Annotated in this window: 16 protein-coding genes and 1 pseudogene; 14 read left to right on the forward strand and 3 right to left on the reverse strand. The window is 57.4% G+C overall.

Annotated features, from left to right (window positions below; genetic code table 11):
- A pseudogene (locus tag NW834_RS08295) lies at nucleotides 1–137 on the forward strand (RNA-guided endonuclease TnpB family protein); the annotation flags it as partial.
- 59 nt (nucleotides 138–196) lie between these two features.
- Nucleotides 197–1456: an ABC transporter substrate-binding protein gene (locus tag NW834_RS08300; RefSeq protein ID WP_414418977.1), complete on the forward strand. Its 1260-nt coding sequence runs from the start codon at nucleotides 197–199 to the stop codon at nucleotides 1454–1456.
- A 3-nt stretch (nucleotides 1457–1459) separates the two neighbouring features.
- On the opposite strand, the gene NW834_RS08305 is transcribed toward NW834_RS08300, so the two are convergent.
- The 3 genes from NW834_RS08305 to NW834_RS08315 form a co-directional block, all read right to left on the reverse strand.
- On the reverse strand, nucleotides 1460–4468 hold the full coding sequence (locus NW834_RS08305; protein WP_414418976.1) for an ATP-binding protein: 3009 nt from the start codon (nucleotides 4466–4468) through the stop codon (nucleotides 1460–1462).
- A gap of 18 nt (nucleotides 4469–4486) precedes the next feature.
- A complete protein-coding gene (locus NW834_RS08310; RefSeq protein WP_414331778.1) occupies nucleotides 4487–5128 on the reverse strand; it encodes an ABC transporter permease in 642 nt (213 codons plus the stop codon).
- Between the two features lie 226 nt (nucleotides 5129–5354).
- On the reverse strand, nucleotides 5355–6146 hold the full coding sequence (locus NW834_RS08315; protein WP_414418975.1) for a hypothetical protein: 792 nt from the start codon (nucleotides 6144–6146) through the stop codon (nucleotides 5355–5357).
- Nucleotides 6147–6361: 215 nt separating this feature from the next.
- On the opposite strand from NW834_RS08315, the gene NW834_RS08320 reads away from it, so the two are divergent.
- From NW834_RS08320 to NW834_RS08375, 12 genes are all read left to right on the forward strand, one after another.
- Nucleotides 6362–6847, forward strand: coding sequence for an ureidoglycolate lyase (locus NW834_RS08320; RefSeq protein WP_011431703.1), 486 nt, complete (start codon nucleotides 6362–6364; stop codon nucleotides 6845–6847).
- A 359-nt stretch (nucleotides 6848–7206) separates the two neighbouring features.
- A complete protein-coding gene (locus NW834_RS08325) occupies nucleotides 7207–8469 on the forward strand; it encodes an RNA-guided endonuclease InsQ/TnpB family protein (RefSeq protein ID WP_414418507.1) in 1263 nt (420 codons plus the stop codon).
- Nucleotides 8470–8588: 119 nt separating this feature from the next.
- The gene (locus NW834_RS08330) at nucleotides 8589–8735 is read left to right on the forward strand and encodes a hypothetical protein (protein ID WP_187147246.1); all 147 of its coding nucleotides are present in this window, start codon (nucleotides 8589–8591) and stop codon (nucleotides 8733–8735) included.
- A gap of 16 nt (nucleotides 8736–8751) precedes the next feature.
- Complete coding sequence (locus tag NW834_RS08335; protein ID WP_414330507.1) at nucleotides 8752–9891, forward strand: CAP domain-containing protein; 1140 nt, start codon at nucleotides 8752–8754, stop codon at nucleotides 9889–9891.
- A 192-nt stretch (nucleotides 9892–10083) separates the two neighbouring features.
- Complete coding sequence (locus tag NW834_RS08340; RefSeq protein ID WP_414418506.1) at nucleotides 10084–11631, forward strand: ferredoxin--nitrite reductase; 1548 nt, start codon at nucleotides 10084–10086, stop codon at nucleotides 11629–11631.
- Between the two features lie 61 nt (nucleotides 11632–11692).
- Nucleotides 11693–13015, forward strand: a complete 1323-nt coding sequence (locus tag NW834_RS08345; protein WP_414330505.1) for a CmpA/NrtA family ABC transporter substrate-binding protein — start codon at nucleotides 11693–11695, stop codon at nucleotides 13013–13015.
- A gap of 145 nt (nucleotides 13016–13160) precedes the next feature.
- Complete coding sequence (gene ntrB / locus NW834_RS08350; protein ID WP_011431708.1) at nucleotides 13161–14120, forward strand: nitrate ABC transporter permease; 960 nt, start codon at nucleotides 13161–13163, stop codon at nucleotides 14118–14120.
- 72 nt (nucleotides 14121–14192) lie between these two features.
- Nucleotides 14193–16184, forward strand: a complete 1992-nt coding sequence (locus tag NW834_RS08355) for a nitrate ABC transporter ATP-binding protein (RefSeq protein ID WP_414418505.1) — start codon at nucleotides 14193–14195, stop codon at nucleotides 16182–16184.
- A gap of 38 nt (nucleotides 16185–16222) precedes the next feature.
- Complete coding sequence (locus NW834_RS08360) at nucleotides 16223–17065, forward strand: ABC transporter ATP-binding protein (protein WP_414402949.1); 843 nt, start codon at nucleotides 16223–16225, stop codon at nucleotides 17063–17065.
- Between the two features lie 33 nt (nucleotides 17066–17098).
- Entirely contained in the window at nucleotides 17099–17632 is a 534-nt protein-coding gene (locus tag NW834_RS08365; RefSeq protein WP_414418504.1) for a Uma2 family endonuclease, read from the forward strand.
- A 108-nt stretch (nucleotides 17633–17740) separates the two neighbouring features.
- Nucleotides 17741–19876: a molybdopterin oxidoreductase family protein gene (locus NW834_RS08370; RefSeq protein WP_414418508.1), complete on the forward strand. Its 2136-nt coding sequence runs from the start codon at nucleotides 17741–17743 to the stop codon at nucleotides 19874–19876.
- Nucleotides 19877–19900: 24 nt separating this feature from the next.
- Complete coding sequence (locus tag NW834_RS08375; protein WP_414332147.1) at nucleotides 19901–20392, forward strand: nitrate reductase associated protein; 492 nt, start codon at nucleotides 19901–19903, stop codon at nucleotides 20390–20392.
- Nucleotides 20393–20418: the final 26 nt, after the last annotated feature.

Consider the following 20418-nt stretch of genomic DNA (forward strand, 5'->3'; position numbering starts at 1 on the left):
ATAGGCTACCACGAGATTGGCAAGGCGCTCTGGGTGTTATGCTCAGAGCTTTGCGGGATACCGCCTTTCTGTTCGGAAACGGACAGAATGCTATCGCTTCACCGTTGAGCAGTAATGCTCAGCAGTGTTCAGCGTAAATGTATCAGTTTAAGTTGAATCTGGAACCTGAAAGTTTGATGGGGATGGTGGCAAGGCTATGCAACCCAAAAGCGTTTTCTGGAAGCGGCGGCAGGTGTTGGCCGGCCTGGGATCCCTGGGGGCTTGGGTGTTGGGTCAAGGCTCTCCGTTTGCCCAGAACACCTCCCAGAACATGGTGGATCTGGGATCCCTGAGCTGGGCAGACATTCTGGAGCGGGCGCGGGGCAGCTCTGTCAACTGGGCCATGTGGAGCGGCAGTGAGGCCATCAATGGGTTTGTGGATGGCTGGGTGAAAAGCCAGTTGCAGGAGCGTTATGGCATTCGCTTGAACCGGATCCCGCTCACGGATACCGTTGAAGCAGTCAACAAGGTGATTGGGGAGGTACAGGCCGGGCTGCGCAGCGGCGGCAGCATCGATCTCATCTGGATCAATGGCAACAACTTCCGCACCCTCAAGCAGGGGAATTTGCTCTTCGGCCCTTTTGCTGAGAAATTGCCCAGCTTGCCCTTCTACGATCCCGCCGATATTGCAACGGATTTTGGCCTGCCCACCGAGGGCTATTCTGCACCCTACACCGGCAACTACTTTTTAATGGCCTATGATGCCGAGCGGGTACCCAATCCCCCCCAGAGCTACGCCGAACTGTTGGCTTGGGCAGAGGCCAATCCAGGGCGATTTACCTACGTGGCCCCGCCGGATTTTCATGGCAGCCGCTTTTTGTTGAGCGCCTTCTACGGCGTGACCGGGGGCTATGCCCAGTACAGCGGGCCGGACTTCGATGCCGATCTCTGGGCGCGACAATCCCCTGCCCTGGTGGAATACCTGAGAAAGCTGGATCCCTTCCTGTGGAGACAGGGCCAAACCTACCCGCCCACCTTTGCCCGCCTGGCGGAGCTTTTTGCCAACGGCGAAGTGTGGCTCATCCCCACCTTTATCGATCAGGTGATCTTGCGCAAGGGCAACGGCCAATTTCCTCCCAGCACCACCCCCTATGGGATCCCGGGCACCAGCTTGATCGATCCCTCGTTTACAGCCATTCCCATCAATGCGGCCAATCCTTGGGGGGCAATGGTCCTGGCAGAGGTCTTGGCCAGCCCGGAGGGGCAGCTGGAAAAGTTCAAGCCGGAGGTCTGGGGGGATCTGCCGCTCATTGATGTCAGCCGGTTGTCTGCCGACTACCAAACAGCTTTTGCCCAGCTGGAGGCTGCTGCCGGGATCCCCATTCAAGAGGCCATTGCCGGGGCAGTGCCCATCGTGAACTCCGAATACACAGTGCAACTGGAGGCCCTCTGGCAGCAACAAGTCTTGCCGGGATAGGGGTCAGGTATGCCCCTCACCCCCAGCCTCTTTCCAAAAGGGGAGGTCTTCTGACATTGGAGGTGGGCCGGGCAATGGCGGAGCAGGATCCTCACCTTGGGGCAACCAAACTTGGAAATGCGTCCATCCATCCGAGCTGTTGACGGAGATATTCCCCCCCATATGCTCCACCAGTTGCTTCACCAAAGCCAGCCCCAGGCCGGTGCCGCCGTGCTTCCAGCGATCCGATTGCGGGATCCGGTAAAACTTTTCAAAGATGCGGGGCAGCTCTGGCTCTGGGATCTCGCTGCTGTTGCTGCAGACGAAGAGGATCCCCTCTCCTTCTGAGACAACCCGCAGGTGGATGGATCCCTCGGGGGCCGTGTACTTGATGGCGTTGTGCAGCAGCTCGCGCAGAACGCGCCCCAAGCAGGTGGGGTCGGCCCAAAGCGAGGGGATCCCTGCCTCCAGGTGCAGTTGCAGGTGTTGATGTTTGGCTTGGGCCAAAGGCTGAGCCCCGTCCAGCAAATCTTGTAAATACCGCGGCAGAAAAATATTCTCTGGTTGCAGCAGATACGTCCCGGCTTCCAGCCGTCGCATATCCAGCAGGTCGTTGATGAGCTCGATTTGCCGGTTGCACTCTTTCAGGGCAATGGTGAAGTAGTGCCGCTGTTTCTCGGGGTTATCGCGGGTCATTTGCAGCATTTGCAAGGCCATGCGCACATTGGTCATGGGGGTGCGCAGCTCGTGCGAGACGGTGCTGAGGAAATCATCCTTCAGCAAATTCAGCCGCTCCAATTCCTTCACCTGCGCTTGGGCTGCTTGGTACAGACGGGCTTGGCGAATGGCCAGGGCACACAAGTTGGCCACCTGATAGGCCAGTTGAATCTCGTCTTCGGAAAACTCCTGCTCCGGCAGCCGCTCCAACAGCAAAGCTCCCAGCCGCTTCTCTTTGTCCCAAAGGGTGCAGGCCAGCAGCCGCACCCAGCGTCCTTCCTTCCGACAACAGCAGTGGATTTCCCATTTCTGCTGTGAGGAAGAATGGGACTGCAGCAGGCGCAAGAACTCCGGGTCGCTGGCGTAGTCTGGCCCATGCAAGGGATCCGCCCTGTCGCCCTGAGCTGCATCAGAAGAGAGAAGGGGGGAGTAGCAGTAGCCAGGGATCCAGGTTGACCCATCTTCTAAAAGCAGCAGGATTTGGCAGCAGGTCAGGCTTAGCGCTTCGGCAAGGGCTCTGACCACTTCTTCAAGGATTTCCCCCTCGTTTAGGCTGACCACCATCCGGCTGCTGATGGCGCGCAGCACCCCCTCAAAATGCAAGGCTTGCTGCAGCTTGGCCGTGCGCAGCTCCACCTGGGCTTCTAGCTCCCGGTTGAGGGCTTGCAACTGTTGTTCTGCCCGTTTCTGCTCGGTGATCTCCCGCCCCACCGACAGGATCTCCACCAGGCGGCCTTGGCTGTCGAAAATGCCCTGATCCACCCAGCTAATCCAGCGGGACTGGCCGTTTTCTCCGGGATACTCCCGCTCGCTGCTGTAAAAGGGACTTTCAGGAGTGAGGGCGGCAAAAGCTTGCAACACTTCCTCCCGCTCTTCTTCCGGCAGCCGATCCCGCCAAGGTTGGCCCATCACCTCCTCTGCCCGCTGACCGAAGAAGCGCAAGTAGGCAGGATTGACGAAGGTGATGCAGGTATCGGGCCGAAAGCGGCAAATGAGCTCTGTCTGCTGCTCCACCACGGCGCGGTATTCTTGCTGCTGCTGCCACAGACGATCCAGCAGGGCCTGCTGAGCTGCTGCCGCCTGCTGCCAGGCTTTGGTTAGCGTCTGCACCTCCTGGATGGGGCCGGGATCCAAAGGAGGCCAGGGCTGGAAGCCGCTTTGGATAAATTGCTCGGCTACTTGGGTGAGGCGGCGCAGGGGACGGGAGAGAGCTTCGCCGAGGAGGATCCCTGTCCCCAGCATGCTCAGCAATAGCCCACCCCCCAGCAGCGCAGCCTGTTGGGCGCCCCGATGGACTTCGGCCAGAAGGGTTGCCTCTGGGATCCCGTACACGAAATAAAAACCTAGCCTCCCTTCACTCTGAACGGACTCCACCTCCACCCAGTAGGGGATCCCTCCGACCTTGAGGCGCAGCGAATCTTGGGAAGAGGCCGTCCCCCAGGAGCCCACCTGCTCTTGCACGGCCACCAGCAGCGGGTGGGGAGCAGGCCCTGCCGTGCTGGCCACCACCTGTCCTTCCTCGTCCAGCAGAAAACTCACCTCTGCAGGAGAACGGCCTTCCATCTGTTCCAGAAAGGCTTGAAGCTGCCGGACGGAGAGGGAAGCCACCAAGCTGCCGTAAACCCGCCCCCCCGAGTCGGTCAGGGATAGGGACGTCATGATCAGCCGCTCTGGATCCTGGGCAGGAAGCTCCGCAAAAAATCGGGTTACCACCCAAGTGTCGCGGATCCCTTCCGACTGCAGGAGCTGGGGAAACCAGAACAACCGCCTCAAATCCACAAAGCCTAACTGCCTCCTCAGGCCAGTGGGATCCCCTGTTTCCGGATCCCGTTGGCAGCCCTGGACGGATCCCGGCAAGAGGCCGGGTGTGTGGTAAGTCCAGATCGACCCATCGGCGTGACGGCGGGCGATCACAAACCCCCCTTGAGCCGAGACAAAGCCGACATAGCTGAGCTCAGGAAATGGCTGCAACTGGCGGGCAAAGTGAGCTTCCAGCACCTCTAGATCGGCTGGGCTGGGGGTTGTCAAATCGGGCAGCAGCCCCCCCCTCACTGCCCCTTGATTGAGGGCATTGATCTGAAGGGGAATTTGCAAATATCTGGCAAGATGCTCTTCGGTGCGGTCGGTAACTTCCCGCCTCAGTTGCTCCGTCAAGCGCAGCGCCAGGTGTCGCCCGCCCTGCCAGGAGAGATAGGCCACTCCCCCCACTCCCCCTGCTACTGAGAGCACTAGGGGCAGCAGCAACGCCACCCGCAAAGGAATGGAGCGGAAAGGCCACCGGGATCGCACTTCAGAAGAACTAGAGGAAGACGGCATGGGATCCCTCACAGAACCTCAGGCTTGGGGAGGTTCCAAAGCCCGCTGCAGAGTGCCAAGGCCGATCTCGGCCGCAATAGCCAGAAGGGCCACTGGAACCGCCCCCACCAGCAAGATGGCGTTGTCATAGAGAGCAAACCCTAGGGTAATGAAAGTACCCAGCCCTCCCGCGCCGATGAATGCTGCCAGGGTAGCACTCGCAATCACCTCAATGGTAGCCGTTTTAACACCGGCCAAGATCACCGGCAAGGCCAAAGGGATCTCCACGTGCCGCAGTACCTGGGCAGGGGTCATGCCCATGCTCAGGGCAGCTTCCCGCAGGGCCGGCTCAAGGCTGCGGAAGGCCACATCCGTGCTGATCAGAATGGGGGGCAACGCCAGAAGGGTTAGGGCGACAACTGCCGAACGGAAGCTAAGGCCAAAATAGGGGATGGCCAAAAACAAAATGGCCAAACTGGGGATCACCCGCAGGCTGCTAAACGCATTGATCACCACCAGGGAAAGCATCTGGGAGCGGGAGCTGAAAAAGCCCAGCGGCAAACCCAACAGCAGCCCCATTCCTAAAGGCACCGCCACCAGTTGTAGGTGTTGGACGAAAGCTTGAAACAGCGTGTCGCTGTGGTTCTGGGCGTAGGCCAGGGAGCGGGCCAAAAGGCTCATCTAGAGGTGTGTGGATGACAGAGGGATCCAAGACAAGCCCCAGTGTAGCGCCGGCAGGCGATCTTGACAGTGCGGAATAGTGCAGAGCGGGGATTTAGCACCAATCAGGGAGATGGGGTCACTCCAATTTCGGTCTCCGACCTGCTAACGCGGTGCAATCAACCTCAACTTTCTCCCAAGGATTAGAACCCACAGCGCCGCCTGCCGACAAAAATAACCATCTGTTTCACTGCCCATCTGAGTTGCCATCTCTATCCTGCTGATCTTTCTCAATCTTGTCTGGATCCCTGTTTGGGGGGTGGTTGGCTTCTCGCTCTTGCAAACGGCGGATTTGGGAGCGCACCTGCAAAGCAATCTGTAAAGCAGCCTCCAGGATTCGCCCCTGTTCGCTGGCCTGCTCGCTCACCTGTAGGGCCGTCAGCGCTGCCAAGTTATCGCCGAAGAACTCGCTCTGCTGCTCGATCAGGTCTTCGTTTTGCCGCAAGATCCGTTCGGTTTTCAAGGCGCGAATGAGATCGGCCCGGGTCAGCTTCAGCGCTTCGATCACCTCAGCCCTCTGGGCCAGCTTCACCTCGGGGTTGCCCGCTTCCACCAACTGGTCGTTGACGTGGATGGCCTGGATGATTCGGTTGTAGCGATCCACTTCCCCCAGCAAGTTCAACAGCAGCGGCATGCGGCGGCTGCGGAAAATCCAATAGGCTTGGCCCAGAGCGGCAATAGCCGCCAGGATCCCCCATTCCACCGGCCAAGTGCCCCAAGTGGCCTGTAGGCCAGGGATCCAAATCCGCCCCACCAGGGTAAGTAGGGATCCCCCTGTCCAGAAGGTCAAGAAACGCAAGAACAAGTCCAGCGTCACCAGCAAGCGTAGGAGATCCCAGAAGGCGGAGAACTGGCGCAGACGGTCTTTAAAACGACGAACGGGCCGAGGCCGATACAACCAAGCCACCGGCACTTGAGAGAGGCTTTCAACTTGAGCTGGGGAGATGATCAGCTCTTGCAAGTCCCGCTGCATCGCCATTTGCTCTGCTGAGGCTGGGAAGTTTTCCCATTGTACTTGCGACCTTGAGCAGCTTGGGCTTGCTCAGGGATCCCTTCCCAGAAGGGAAGCTGCCTGGCCAAGTCTCGATAGAATGGGGTTCGCTGGGCTGTTTGCGTCTTCACGCCCTCGTGCTCACGTTGTAGGGCAACAGTGAGACACAAGACAGCTCGTCAAACGCAAAGGAGAAGAGCAGGGTGACCAGCCAATTGCGCCAACTGAAGGCCCATCTCGCTGAACCGGAAAACTTTGCCCCCTATGGACAGGTCATTTGCCCCACTCCCGATCACAAACCCTTCGACAGTCAAGATGCTCAGTTGTTCTTGAATCAAGGGCAGCCCCGCTTTTACATCATGCGCTTGCCTCGCCGCGGCCTCAAGTTTACTCAGATCACCCACCACATCCGCTGCACCCAGTGCCTGGGATCCCTCAATGGCAAGGAGTGGTTTATTGGTGTTGCACCCCCTGCCGATGAGCTGCACGTGGATCAGATTCAAGCCTTTCGGGTGCCTGGGGATCGCTTTATCAAACTGGAGATGGGTACCTGGCATGCCGGCCCCTATTTTGACCACGAAGAGTTCATCGATTTCTACAACTTAGAGCTGGCCGACACCAACATCACCGATCACGAAACCATAAACTTACTCCAAACCTACAACCTGGAGTTCCAGATCACCCCCTGACAAGCTTTTGGGGATCCCTTGTCAACTTTCTCGTCAATCGGGCAAAAAGCAGCATTGATCATTGATCACAGCAATCTTTCGCTTGAGCGCAAGAAGAGTTGTGGGGATCCGTACTCCACTATGGGTGGAGAGAGAAAGTGGGCTTGGATCCCAGTCCTAGTGGATGTAGCCGACTTGGGTGAGCGTTCCTTGACTTGGGCTTAACAAAGGAGGGGCGCGGGGAGCTATAAGTCCCGCGCTGTATGCAAAGCATCAGCGTCGGGATACATGGACTCCCCGCACTTGTCGATTCTCTCGATGGGATAAGACAAGTATTTACCAGCAGCTATAGCTTGTGGTAAACTGCCACTATGCTGACCATGAACTACACTTACCGGATCTATCCAGATGCCGCGCAGCAGGCCAAGCTGCGGTCGTGGCTTGAGACGTGCAGAGGCGTGTACAACTACGCTTTGCGCGAACTCAAAGACTGGATTGCTTCCCGTAAGTGTCCCATAGACAGATGCTCACTGGAGAAGGAGTACATCATTCCTGCCGATGAGCCATTCCCGTCTTATCATCGTCAGCAAAATAACCTACCCAAAGCAAAGAAGCAATTCCCGCATTTGGCCAAGGTGCATTCTCAGGTCTTGCAGGCTACGATTCGCAGGCTGCATGATACTTGGGAGGCATTCCAGAAGCGGGGATATGGGTTTCCCCGTTTCAAGAAACAAGGCCAATTTAAGTCTTTTGTGTTTCCCCAGTTCAAGGACAATCCCATCTCCGGCAGCAGTATCAAGCTACCAAAGATAGGAAAAGTGCCTATCAACTTGCATCGTCCTATCCCAGATGGGTTCAAGGTCAAGCAGGTGAGGGTACTGTCCAAGGTAAGAGGGACGCAATGGTATGTCGTCGTTACCATCGAATCGGACATATCGGTTCCCGATGCTCCGGTTCACGGTCGTGCGATTGGGATTGATCTGGGATTGGAACGGTTTTTGACGGTTTCAGATGGTAGCTTCCAGGAGCGACCCAAGTTTTTTAGGTCGATGCAACGCAAGCTGAAATTGCTGCAACGCAGAGCGGCACGAAAACAGAAGGGGTCACGAAACTGGGAGAAGGCACAAATCAAAGTTGCCAGAATGCACCATCGGATTGCGAACCGTCGTAAAGATTTCCACCTAAAGACGGCTCATAAGCTTTGTGACCAAGCGCAAACCATCTTTGCAGAAGACCTCAATGTCACAGGCTTGACACGGGGAATGCTGCGAAAAGGTTGTGTTGATGTCGCTTTTGGACAATTTCTGTCTCTGTTGGAATGGGTGTGCTGGAAACGTGGAGTGTACTTCGCTAAAGTCAACTCCAACGGGACTAGCCAAACCTGTCCCAAATGTTTTGCTACTGTCAGCAAAACGTTGACAGCAAGGGAGCATCATTGTCCTGAGTGTGGGTATCGAACTCATCGTGACCATGCAGCAGCAGAAATGGTTTTGCATCGTGGACTAGAGAATGTAGTAGCCCAGGGACTCTGGGGAACGGAAACAGCCTGCCAAGTCGTTCTGTCGGGGGTCTATGACCTAGATAAGTGGCGTGGGGCAGGAATGCCTAACCGTGAGGTTAGGAAGCCCGCGCTGTACCCGTAGGGTCAGCGTCGGGAGGATGTCACGTTATACCCTTGTCGGCATAAGTTTTGACGCTGTGGCCCACTCGGCCAGGTGATAGAACAGGGTCAAACCCAACAGCATTTGGGAGGTTTGTTGTCATGGCTACGTTGCAACCCAAAGTGACCCACCAGCTTTTGGCGGCCTTAGCCCTGTTTGCCTGTCTGGGCTTGTTGCCTGCTTGTGGCGAGAGCAGCAGCAGCACCGTCAGCCCCCCCAGCATCACCCCCACCCCCACCGGCTCATAATTCGGCTGGTTTTTGCATGCCCTTGCAGCGGTTGCCCAAGTTGGTTCAGCTTTGGGCTTTGAGGATCGCGGGGATCTTTTGTCTTTGTCTGCTGGCGGCCTGTGGAGGATCCCCTACCTCGATGGAGCCACCGCGGGCAGGGGAAGTGCCGATTGCCAGCTTCCTGTGCCGGTTGGATCGCCAGACCCGCAGCTTCACGGGGCCTATTTACGCCGAACAGCCCCAGGTTGCTACCTGCAACCCCGGTCGCCTTACGCCTGCAGCAGCCCAAAAGATGATGGATCGGCTGAATTTTCTACGGCTGTTGCACCAGTTACCGCCGGTGAAGCTCAATCCTCAGTTCCTAGAAGCCGCCCAGCAAGCGGCCTTGATGCAGGTAGCCAATGGTACTCTCAGCCACCAGCCGCCCCCTTCTTGGCGCTGCTTTACCCCTGCTGGGGAGGCGGGATCCCGCTTCAGCAACCTGGCGGTTGGGCCCATCCTAGAGCTGAACGGCCCCGATCCAGGCCGGGTGTTGGCGCGGCAGGTGGACATCTATTTTGCCGAGCCAGGTCGAGAAAACTTTGTGGATGTGGGGCATCGCCGCTGGAACCTGTATCCTCAGTACGCCCAGGGGGCCTACGGCATTGTCTTTGACCCACGGGCTGGACGGGTGACCCAGGCCAACGCCAACTGGATCTTCGGTTTTGACGAGTCGGTGCCAGATCCAGAGTTCATCGCCTTCCCGGAGAAAGACGGCTACCTCTACCGCCTAGAAGGGTTTTCCGGCCAGCCCCTGTCTGCCTACCGCTGGTCTTTCTCGGTGCCCAGCCGTGGCGGCAAGGCTGATCTCAGCCAAGCCCAAGTCCGCATCACCGATGCCCTCAGCGGCGAGCCGGTGCCTGTTGGAGATCTCCGCGTGGGGGATCCCGCCTTTGGCCTGGAAACTTTGACCTACTCCGTGGGTTCGATCCAGCCCAATCGCAACTACACCTTTGAAATTAGCGGCATTCGCCTCAACGGTGGCCCCCCCCGCAGCTACCGCTACACCACCGCTCTCTACGACTGCGATCCCCAAACTTCCCAACGGCCCGCACCCCTCACCGAAGGGCTGGGGATCCCGCCCCGTCTGCTCTGGCAGATGGAGCCTTTCAACTCTTTCAACCCTCTCAACTAGCTTTTCCTCACCCCCAGCCCCTTTCCCAAAGGGGAAAGAGGGGTCTGCTGCTCCTGGAAGCCTGACCTTATGCACAAATTGCAATCAGAAGGTGACAAAATAGCATAACTTGTTACAAAGTGTAACTGCCAATACCAAAGTTAACGGTTCGTCATCGCTAGGGTAGCCAGTGTTCACCCCACGGCAGCGATCATGGCGAACCAATTTGAACGCCTCAAAAGCGAAAAGGATGGCTTGGCGGTCAAGGCTGAGCTGGAGGCGTTTGCCCGGATGGGTTGGGAGAACATTCCTGAAGACGACCGGGATCACCGCCTCAAGTGGCTGGGGATCTTCTTTCGCAAGCGCACCCCAGGTCAGTTCATGCTGCGGCTGCGCCTGCCCAATGGGATCCTAACCAGCGGCCAAATGCGCATGTTGGGCGCAATCATCCACCCCTATGGAGAACAGGGCGTAGCCGACATCACCACCCGGCAGAACCTGCAACTGCGGGGCATCCCCATCGAGGAAATGCCCCAGATCCTGGGCTACTTGAAGGAGGTGGGCCTGACCAGCATCCAGTCGGGCATGGACAACGTGCGCAACCTCACGGGATCCCCTCTGGCTGGTATTGACCCGGATGAGCTGATCGATGTGCGCGGTCTCACCCGCAAGGTGCAGGACATGATCACCAACAACGGCGAGGGCAACCCTTCCTTCAGCAACCTGCCGCGCAAGTTCAACATCGCCATCTGCGGTTGTCGCGACAACTCCGTGCATGCGGAGATCAACGACCTGGCCTTTGTGCCCGCCTTCAAAAATGGCCGCCTGGGCTTCAACGTCCTGGTGGGCGGCTTTTTCTCGGCTCGCCGCTGCGCCGAGGCAATTGGCCTAGATGTCTGGGTGGATCCCCGCGATGTGGTTCCTCTGTGCGAGGCGGTGCTGCTGGTCTACCGGGATCACGGCCTGCGGGCCAACCGGCAAAAGGCGCGGTTGATGTGGCTCATTGACGAGTGGGGCCTAGAGAAGTTCCGGGCGGCTGTGGAGCGCCAGATAGGCCACCCTCTGCTCAGGGCAGCGGAAAAAGATGAGGTGGTCTGGCACAAGCGGGATCTGCTGGGGGTGCATGCCCAGAAGCAGCCGGGCCTCAACTTTGTCGGCCTGCATGTGCCGGTGGGGCGGCTCAACGCCCTGGAGATGATGGAGCTGGCCCGCTTGGCGGAGGTGTACGGCTCCGGAGAGCTGCGGCTGACGGTGGAGCAGAACGTGCTCATCCCCAATGTGCCCGACTCCCGAGTGGCCCCGCTCCTCAAAGAGCCGCTCTTGAAGAAGTTCTCCCCCAACCCAGGGCCCTTGCAGCGGGGGTTGGTGTCCTGTACGGGCAACCAGTTCTGCAACTTTGCCCTCATCGAGACCAAAAACCGGGCTGTGGCCTTGATGGAGGAGCTGGAGGCGGAGCTGGAGATCCCCCAAACGGTGCGCATCCACTGGACGGGCTGCCCCAACTCCTGCGGCCAACCCCAAGTAGCCGATATCGGCCTTATGGGCACCACTGCTCGCAAGGACGGCAGGGTGGTGGAGGCCGTGGACATCTACATGGGGGGAGAGGTGGGCAAAGACGCCAAGCTGGGCGAATGCGTGCGCCAAGGGATCCCTTGCGAAGACCTCAAGCCCGTCTTGGTGGAGCTACTGATTGAGCACTTCGGGGCCAGGCCGCGTCAGCATCCGTCCGCCGCCCAGGCTTCTGTTTTGGTAACCCGCTAGCGGTTCTGTTGCCGTCCTGAAAGTTTTTCTTTCTTCGTCGTTGTAAATCTTGGAGGTTTCGATGTCTAAGCTGTTCAGCACTTCCTCTCCCGTCTCCCGTCGGCAATTTTTGGCCGGGGTGGCTGCTCTCACGGCTGGGGCGGCCACGGCTGGGATCCCGCGCGCCCAATCGCAATCCTTGGGCAAAGGCTACTGGGTGGCGCAGGCCGATACTCCCGAAACCACCAGCGCCAAGCTGGGGTTCATCGCTCTAACCGACGCGGCCCCCCTGATCATCGCCAAAGAAAAGGGGTTCTTTGACAAGTACGGCATGAAGGACGTAGAGGTGGTCAAGCAGGCCTCTTGGGGCACCACCCGCGACAACTTGGTGCTGGGATCCGCCGCCGGCGGCATCGATGGGGCACACATCCTCACCCCCATGCCCTACCTCATCACTACCGGCAAAGTTACCGATGGCAAGCCGGTGCCTATGTACATTTTGGCCCGTCTCAATCTGGACGGTCAGGGCATCAGCATTTCCAACCAATATCGGGATTTGCAAATCGGCCTGGATAGTTCCCCCCTCAAGGCCAAGTTTGCCGAGCTTCGAGCTGCCGGCAAAGATCCCAAATGTGCGATGACCTTCCCCGGTGGCACCCACGACCTATGGATGCGCTACTGGCTGGCCGCAGGCGGGATCGATCCCACTAGCGACGTCTCCGTCATTGTGGTGCCGCCGCCGCAGATGGTGGCCAATATGAAATCCAGAACCATGGAAGCCCTCTGTGTGGGCGAGCCTTGGAATGCCCAGCTGGTGAACCAAAAAGAGGGGTATAGTGCCCTCACCACCGGCGAGCTGTGGAACGGCCACCCGGAAAAGGCCTTTGCCCTGCGGGCCGACTGGGTGGATGCGCACCCGAAAGCCACCCTTGCCCTGTTGAAAGCGGTGCTAGAAGCCCAGATCTGGTGCGACCAGATGGAAAACAAAGAGGAGATGTGTCGCATCATCGGCGACCGCCGCTGGCTGGGGGTGCCTGTGCCCGATATCTTGGGCCGTTCTCGGGGCACTTTTGACTACGGCACCGGCAAGGTCGTTGAAAACAGCCCCCACCTGATGAAGTTCTGGCAGAACTACGCTTCCTACCCCTTCAAGAGCCACGATCTCTGGTTCTTGACCGAAAACATCCGCTGGGGTTACCTACCTGCCGACACCGATACCAAAGCCTTGGTGGAGCGGGTGAATCGGGAAGAACTCTGGCGAGAAGCTGCCAAAGCCATTGGTCAGGGGGCAGCCATTCCCCCCAGCACCTCTCGAGGAGTGGAAACCTTCTTCGACGGGGTGCAGTTCGATCCCGAAAATCCTGCCGCCTACCTGGAGAAATTGGCGATTAAGAAGCTGGCCTAATTTCCCAACTTTCCCCAGCAAGTTAGCTGCAAACCCTCTGTCCAGGAGAGAAGGGATCCCCGAATCCCCACAAAGAGTGTTCAACTGAAACCCCTTCTCTCTTGGGATCCTCTTAAGTCGACTTCAACCTTACTCCCAGCAAGCCATGAGGATTTTCCACTCTGCCCTACAGTTGGGCTACCACCTCTTTCGGATCCTGCTTCCCCTACTGGTTGGCCTAGGCCACTGGCTGCTGAAAACCGGCCAAGGTTCTGTTCTTCAGTCCAGTACCGGAATCGGTTCTCCCGCCAGTTCTGCACCTTCTTCTGCTTGGCGGCAAAGAGTCCAAATCCACAAAGCGCTGCGTCGCATTCTGTTGCCCGCTACGGCCATTTTGCTCGTCCTGATTCTCTGGCAAATCATTTACAGCCGCCCCGGAGCCAACTTGCCCACCCCTCTCCAGGTTTGGCAGGACACCTGGGATCCCCTCATTAAAGATCCCTTTTTTGACTATGGCGGCAATGCCAAAGGGCTGTTCTGGCAAATTTGGGCCAGCTTGCGGCGGGTGTTCATTGGGTTTGCCCTGGCCGGCTTGGTGGGGGTTGTGGGCGGCATGATCATCGGGGTCAATCGCTGGCTGTACGAGGCTTTGGATCCCATTTTTCAGGTGCTGCGCACGGTGCCGCCTTTGGCCTGGCTGCCGATTTCTTTGGCTGCCTTTCGAGATGCCAACCCTTCCGCCATTTTCGTAATCTTCATTACGGCCCTCTGGCCCATTTTGATCAACACCGTTGTCGGCGTACAGCAGATCCCTCAGGACTACCGCAACGTGGCCAGAATTGTGCGCATGTCCGGCTGGAAGTACTTTTTCAAAATCGTTTTCCCGGCAACTGTGCCCTATATTTTTACCGGCTTGCGCATTGGGGTGGGCTTGTCTTGGCTGGCCATTGTGGCAGCGGAAATGTTGATTGGCGGTGTGGGCATTGGATTTTTCATCTGGGATGCCTGGAATAGCTCCCGCATCAGCGAAATCATTCTGGCTTTGATCTATGTCGGGATGGTGGGTCTTCTGCTGGATCGGATCACGGCTTGGATTGGCTCGCTGGTGGTGGCTGAGGATCGCTAAATGAGCTTGGCCGAGTTTTAGATTGGTTGCTGACAATTTCTCCATGCTCTCAGAAATCATCTCAGGGGAATCATGAAGACCCAGCCTTACATTGAAGTGGATCATGTCGACAAGGAATTTCTCCTCGACAACGGAGAGGTCTATCCTGTCCTGAAAGACATCCACCTGGAGATCCAAAAAGGGGAATTTGTCTCGCTAATTGGCCACTCCGGCTGTGGCAAATCGACCCTGCTCAACATCATCGCCGGCCTGGAAAAGCCTTCCCGAGGGGGCATTCTCCTGGAGGGCCGACAAGTTACAGATCCTGGCCCAGATCGCATGGTGGTGTTTCAGAACTATTCCCTGCTGCCCTGGCTGACGGTGCGGGAGAACGTTGCCCTGGCTGTGGACGAGGTGCTGGGATCCCTTCCCAAAGCGGAGCGGGACCGGATTGTGGAAGAGCACATCCGCCAGGTGGGGTTGCAGGGGGCAGCCGACAAGCGACCGGCCCATCTGTCAGGAGGGATGAAACAGCGGGTAGCCATTGCCCGGGCTTTGGCCATCCGTCCGCGGGTGCTGCTGTTGGATGAGCCCTTTGGCGCTCTGGATGCCTTGACGCGCGGCAACCTGCAGGAGCAACTGATGGAGATTGCCCAGGCGGAGCAGCTCACCTGTGTCATGGTTACCCACGATGTGGATGAGGCGCTGCTGCTTTCGGATCGGGTGGTAATGATGACCCAGGGCCCCGCTGCCCGCATTGGCCAGATTTTGCGGATCCCTTTTCCTCGACCCCGCCATCGTTTGGAAGTGGTGCGTCACCCCGACTACTACAGCCTGCGGGGAGAGATGATCTACTTTCTCAACCAGCAAAAGCGGGCTCGCCAAAAAACGCCTGTTCGCGTGGCCATTGCCAAACACGGCCTGGAGAAGGTCAATTTGGAGGTTGGCTTTGTGCCCCTCAACGACTGCGCCCCGCTGGTGGTGGCGCAGGAAAAAGGCCTGTTTCAAAAGCATGGCCTGGAGCAGGTCACCCTGGTGCGGGAGCCAGGCTGGAAGACCATCTGGGAAGGGATCCGCTCCGGTCGGCTGGACGCGGCTATGGTGGTGGCCGGGATCCCGTTGGCTTCCACCTTGGGAGTAGGGGGAGTTCCGGTGCCTTTGATTACCGCGCTAACCCTCTCCCGCGGCGGCAACGCCATTACCTTTGGGCGCAGACTTTTGGAGCGAGGCGTTCAAAGCCTGGCGGATTTTCGCCAATACCTCAACCACACCCCCGACACAGTCCACACCCTGGGAGTGGTTCATCCGGCTTCCATGCAAAACTTCCTGTTGCGGCACTGGCTGGCCGGTGGGGGGGTGGATCCGGATCGGGACGTTACGTTGACGGTGATCCCACCCCCGCAGATGGTGGCCCATCTCAAGGCCGACAACATCGACGGCTACTGCGTCGGCGAGCCCTGGAACTCCCGCGCTGTGCGGGAACAGGTGGGGGTTATCGTCGCCACCACCCCTGAAATCTTACCCAGCCACATTGAAAAGGTGCTGACGGTGCGCCAGGACTGGGCCCAAAGCTACCCCCGCACCCATGTAGCTCTGGTCAAAGCACTACTGGAGGCTTGTCACTACTGCGATCAGCCGCAGCACCGTTCTGAGATCTTGGAGTGGCTGGCTCAGCCCCAGTATGTGGGCGTGGCCCTGGAGGATCTGCAGCCGGGGTGGAGGGGCATCCTGCAGCGGGGAATTGCCGATGAATCCCAAGCCCTCACCGGTTTTCACCAGTTTGCCAACGGGCGCAACACCTGTCCGGAAAGATTGGAACACCTCTGGATCCTGACGCAGATGGCTCGCTGGGGACTCTGCGCTTTTCCCCGCAATTGGGTTTCGGTTCTCGACCAAGTTCTGGACAGCGAAACCTACGCCCTAGCCGCCAGAGAACTGGGCCTGCCGGATCGGGCCCACGACCGCGGAGCTTTGCTCTTTGCCGATGGATCCCGCTTCGACGGAGAGGATCCCGTTGCTTACCTGGAGTCGGTGGCCATCCGGCAGGATCTGAAGCTGCAGGAGTACCAGCTCAGCGAAGTTTAGCTTTTGTTACCTTAAACTCTCGATTGGAAAACACCATGATGACCAGCTCCCGCACGTTCTCCTCACCGCTATCTTCTGCTTCTCCGGTTGCAGGACTGCCCCTTCTTTGTCTTCAGAATGTGGGCAAGACCTACTTCACCTCAGCAGGGCCCTTCGTTGCGCTGGAAAATATCAATCTGGAAGTGGCCGCCGGTGAGTTTGTTTGCATTATCGGCCACTCGGGTTGTGGCAAATCCACCTTGATCAACATGGTGGCGGGTTTTTCGACTCCCACTTCGGGATCCATTACCCTCAAGGGCCAGCCCATCACCTCCCCAGGGCCGGATCGGATGATGGTGTTTCAACATTATTCCCTTTTGCCCTGGCTGACTGCCTTTGAAAATATTTATCTGGTGGTGGATCAGGTGTACCCAACCAAACCCCGGTGGGAAAAAAGGGAAATTGTTCAAGAACATCTGGAATTGGTAGGTTTGGCGGAAGCAGCCCACAAGCGGCCCAAGCAGCTTTCTGGAGGCATGAAGCAAAGGGTAGCCATTGCCCGTGCTCTTGCCGTTCGTCCGCAAGTTTTGCTCTTGGATGAGCCTTTTGGGGCCTTGGATGCCATTACCAAGGAAGATCTACAAGATGAGCTGCTGGCCATTTGGCGGGATCACCGCTGCACAGTTTTGATGATTACCCACGACATCGACGAGGCTCTCTACTTGTCAGACCGTGTGGTGATGATGACCAACGGCCCCGCTGCCCATATTGGTGAGATCTTGACCATTCCCTTTGAGCGACCGCGCATCCGCTCCCGCATTATGGAAATGCCTGAGTTCTACGAATTGCGTAACCGCGCCCTTGACTTCCTCTATCGCCGCTTTGCCCATGGAGGGGATTGAGCTAGGGTTCAAAATACTTGGAGAGGGAAGTTGATGGCCACTGCTCCGGTTCAGGTAGTTCCAACCGATCTCCCAATGGAGGAGCGGGTCTCTAGCTTGCCCAAAACCCTTGCCGACTATCTGGCCAATCCAGTTGCCCAAACCAAATGGGTAGATGGCTACATTGTGGAGAAAGTGGGGCAAACCTTAGGGCATGCAAAGATCCAAACCCGACTTCTCTTCCGTTGGCTCGGTTATGTTGAATGTCAGCCATTGGGGGGTATGGTTTTGGTGAAGGCTCCCGGCCAAACCAAAGGCAGAGTCAGAAGACCTGATGCTGCCTACTCATCTCCAGATTTAATCCAGCAATTTGGAGAGGATATTGCCACGCTGCTGCAGAGCTATCCTCTGGTTGAGGAGATCTTCTCTCCAACCGACTGTGGAGAAGATATTTTCCTAAAAGCCCAAGAGTATCTCAGCTCCGGTGCGCTGGAAGTCTGGCTGATTTTTCCCAGAAGCAAATACGTTTTTATCCAAACTCAAGATGGCCATCTTTGGCCAGCTGAACAGGACACTGACAAGAGCTAGGTTGTATTACCTGGCTTGGAGATCCAAGTTGCCGCTCTTCTCAGCTAAGGGATCCAAAATGCGAGAGAATTGGGCGTTTAATAGGGATCCCAACTCATGGTGACCGCGATGGAGTCGGAAAAAGCTGTCATCAAAACCCTATGTCCCTATTGCGGTGTGGGATGTGGATTGGAGGCGGTTTCGACAGCCTCAGGTGACTGGAAAATGAGAGGCGACCGGGAGCATCCTTCCAGCTTGGGGATGGTCTGTGTAAAGGGGGCCACGATCCTGGAGGCAGTTGGTCGAGATCGGCTGCTCTCTCCCCTGTTTCGGGAGAGCTTGGATCAGCCCTTTCGCCGCATTTCTTGGGATCAGGCTTTTGAGGAGATGGTTTCTCGGCTGCGCCGCCTCAAAGACAACCCCCACTCCATAGCCATGTATGGATCGGGGCAGTTGCTCACTGAAGACTATTACGTTGCTCAAAAGCTCATTAAGGGCTGCCTGGGCACCAATAATTTTGACACCAACTCGCGCCTGTGCATGTCCTCGGCCGTCTCGGCCTACACCCAATCCCTGGGATCCGATGGCCCCCCCTGCTGCTACGAGGATCTCGATCTCTGCAATCTGGCTTTTCTGGTGGGCACCAACACCGCCGAGTGCCACCCCATTCTTTTTAATCGCTTGAAGAAGCGGCACAAGCCCGGATCCCCCCTCAAAATGGTGGTCGTGGATCCCCGGCGCACTCAGACAGCAGAAGCTGCCGATCTCCACTTAAAAATTTGTCCTGGAACCGATATCGATCTTTTCAATGGGATTGCCCATTTGTTGTTAAAGTGGGGATCAATGGCTACCGATTTTATCGAGGGCTGCACCCAAGGTTTTGCTGAATATGCAGCTTTGCTGGCCGATTATGAACCGCAGATTGTGGCCCAGCGCTGCGGAATTGCCACCGAGGATTTGATCGAAGCAGCCAAGCTTTGGCAGGGATCCCAGAGAGTTCTATCCCTTTGGTCGATGGGCCTAAACCAGTCCAGCGAGGGCACCGCCAAGATCACCAGCTTAATCAACCTGCATCTCCTGACCGGGCAAATTGGCCGACCGGGGACGGGCCCCTTTTCCTTGACCGGCCAGCCCAATGCCATGGGTGGTCGAGAGGCAGGGGGGTTATCCCATCTGCTGCCGGGATATCGGCTGGTGAGCCATCCCCAGCATCGGGCAGAGGTGGAGCAGGCTTGGGGTTTGCCCGGCGGTTCCCTCTCTCCCTGCCCAGGGCTGAGGGCTACCGAGATGATTGCCGCTCTGGAAACCGGATCCCTGCAGTTCTTTTGGATTGTGGCCACTAATCCTTTGGTGAGCTTTCCGGATCTGGAACGGGTCAAAAAAGCCCTGAAAAAGTCTCCCTTTACCGTTTACCAAGAGGCTTATTACCCTACAGAAACGGCAGAATATGCCCATTTGCTTTTGCCCGCCTGCCAGTGGAGCGAGAAAACCGGGGTGATGACCAACTCCGAGCGCAGGGTTACCCTTTGTCAAGCCTTTCGAGACCCCCCTGGCGAAGCCCGACCCGATTGGGAGATCTTTGCTGAAGTGGGGCGCAGGTTGGGCTTTGAAGCGCAATTTTCCTTCCAAACCGCGGCAGAGGTTTATGCAGAATTTGCCGCCCTTACCGCAAATCGCCTCTGCGATCACTCCGGCCTCAGCCATGCCCTTTTGGCAGAACAAGGCCCTCAGCAATGGCCTTATCCCAAAGAAAGAACCTCGGCCCCTAAGTCCACTCGCCTCTACACAGATTGGCGTTTCCCGACCCCCAATGGCCGCGCCCGCTTTATCCCCCACCATTCCCGTGGCCTAGCAGAGCCGCCGGATCCCCAGTTTCCCTACGTATTAACCACGGGCAGGCTTTACGGCCATTGGCACACCCAAACCCGCACCGGCAGGATTGAAAAAATCAAGCAAATGCACCCCCAACCCTTTATTGAAATCCATCCTCGCGATGCGGAAAAGCTGGGCCTCCAAGATGGGGATTGGGTTCAGGTGCGTTCTGCCCGCGGGCGGGCCTATTTCCCGGCCAAGATAACTGCCAACATTGCCCCTGGAACAGTGTTTGTGCCCATGCACTGGGGATCCCTCTGGGCAGAACAAGCCGAGTGTAATGCCCTTACCCATGACATCAGTTGTCCCGATTCCGGCCAGCCGGAATTAAAAGCCTGTGCCGTTGCTCTTGAGAAAGCCGACCCACCGCTCAAGCAATCCCCTCAACTCTAGATTTGGTTCCTAATCGAGGTTCCCATGACTCTGTTTCAGTTTGAGCAAGATTTTGCCGACTCTCTGCGATGCATCCCCATGACCTTGCGCCTAAAGCTGGATTTGTGCGGGATCAAGCTCAAGCTCCATCAATGGGCCAAGTTTTCCTTAGAAGAGCGGCGGAAGTGTGTTGATTGGCCCTCTGAATCTCCACAGGATCTAGAAGAACTCCGCAACCATCTGCGCCATTTGGTTCGCTCCATCTGCCACGAAGAGGCGCAAGAGATTCCCATTGACCCCCAGCCTGAATGGCAAAATCCCAACCAGATCCCAATGGCTGTCCAACAAAAAGCTCAAGACCTGGGGATCCGGCTTGCCCTCGATTTCTGGAGAAACTTGCACGATATCCAGAGATTTGCCTTGCTGAAGTTGAGCCGATCCCATCACGAAAACAAAAATTTCTTGCCCGCTCTGCGAGAGTTTGGCGTAAACTACCCGGCTCCGACCGCTAAGCGGTACGGAGCGGGCTTTCAGTAGCCCTGAGCCTGTTCTGCTCTACCAGA

The organism is Synechococcus sp. R60.1 (assembly GCF_047461835.1).
Classification (GTDB): Bacteria; Cyanobacteriota; Cyanobacteriia; order Thermostichales; family Thermostichaceae; genus Thermostichus.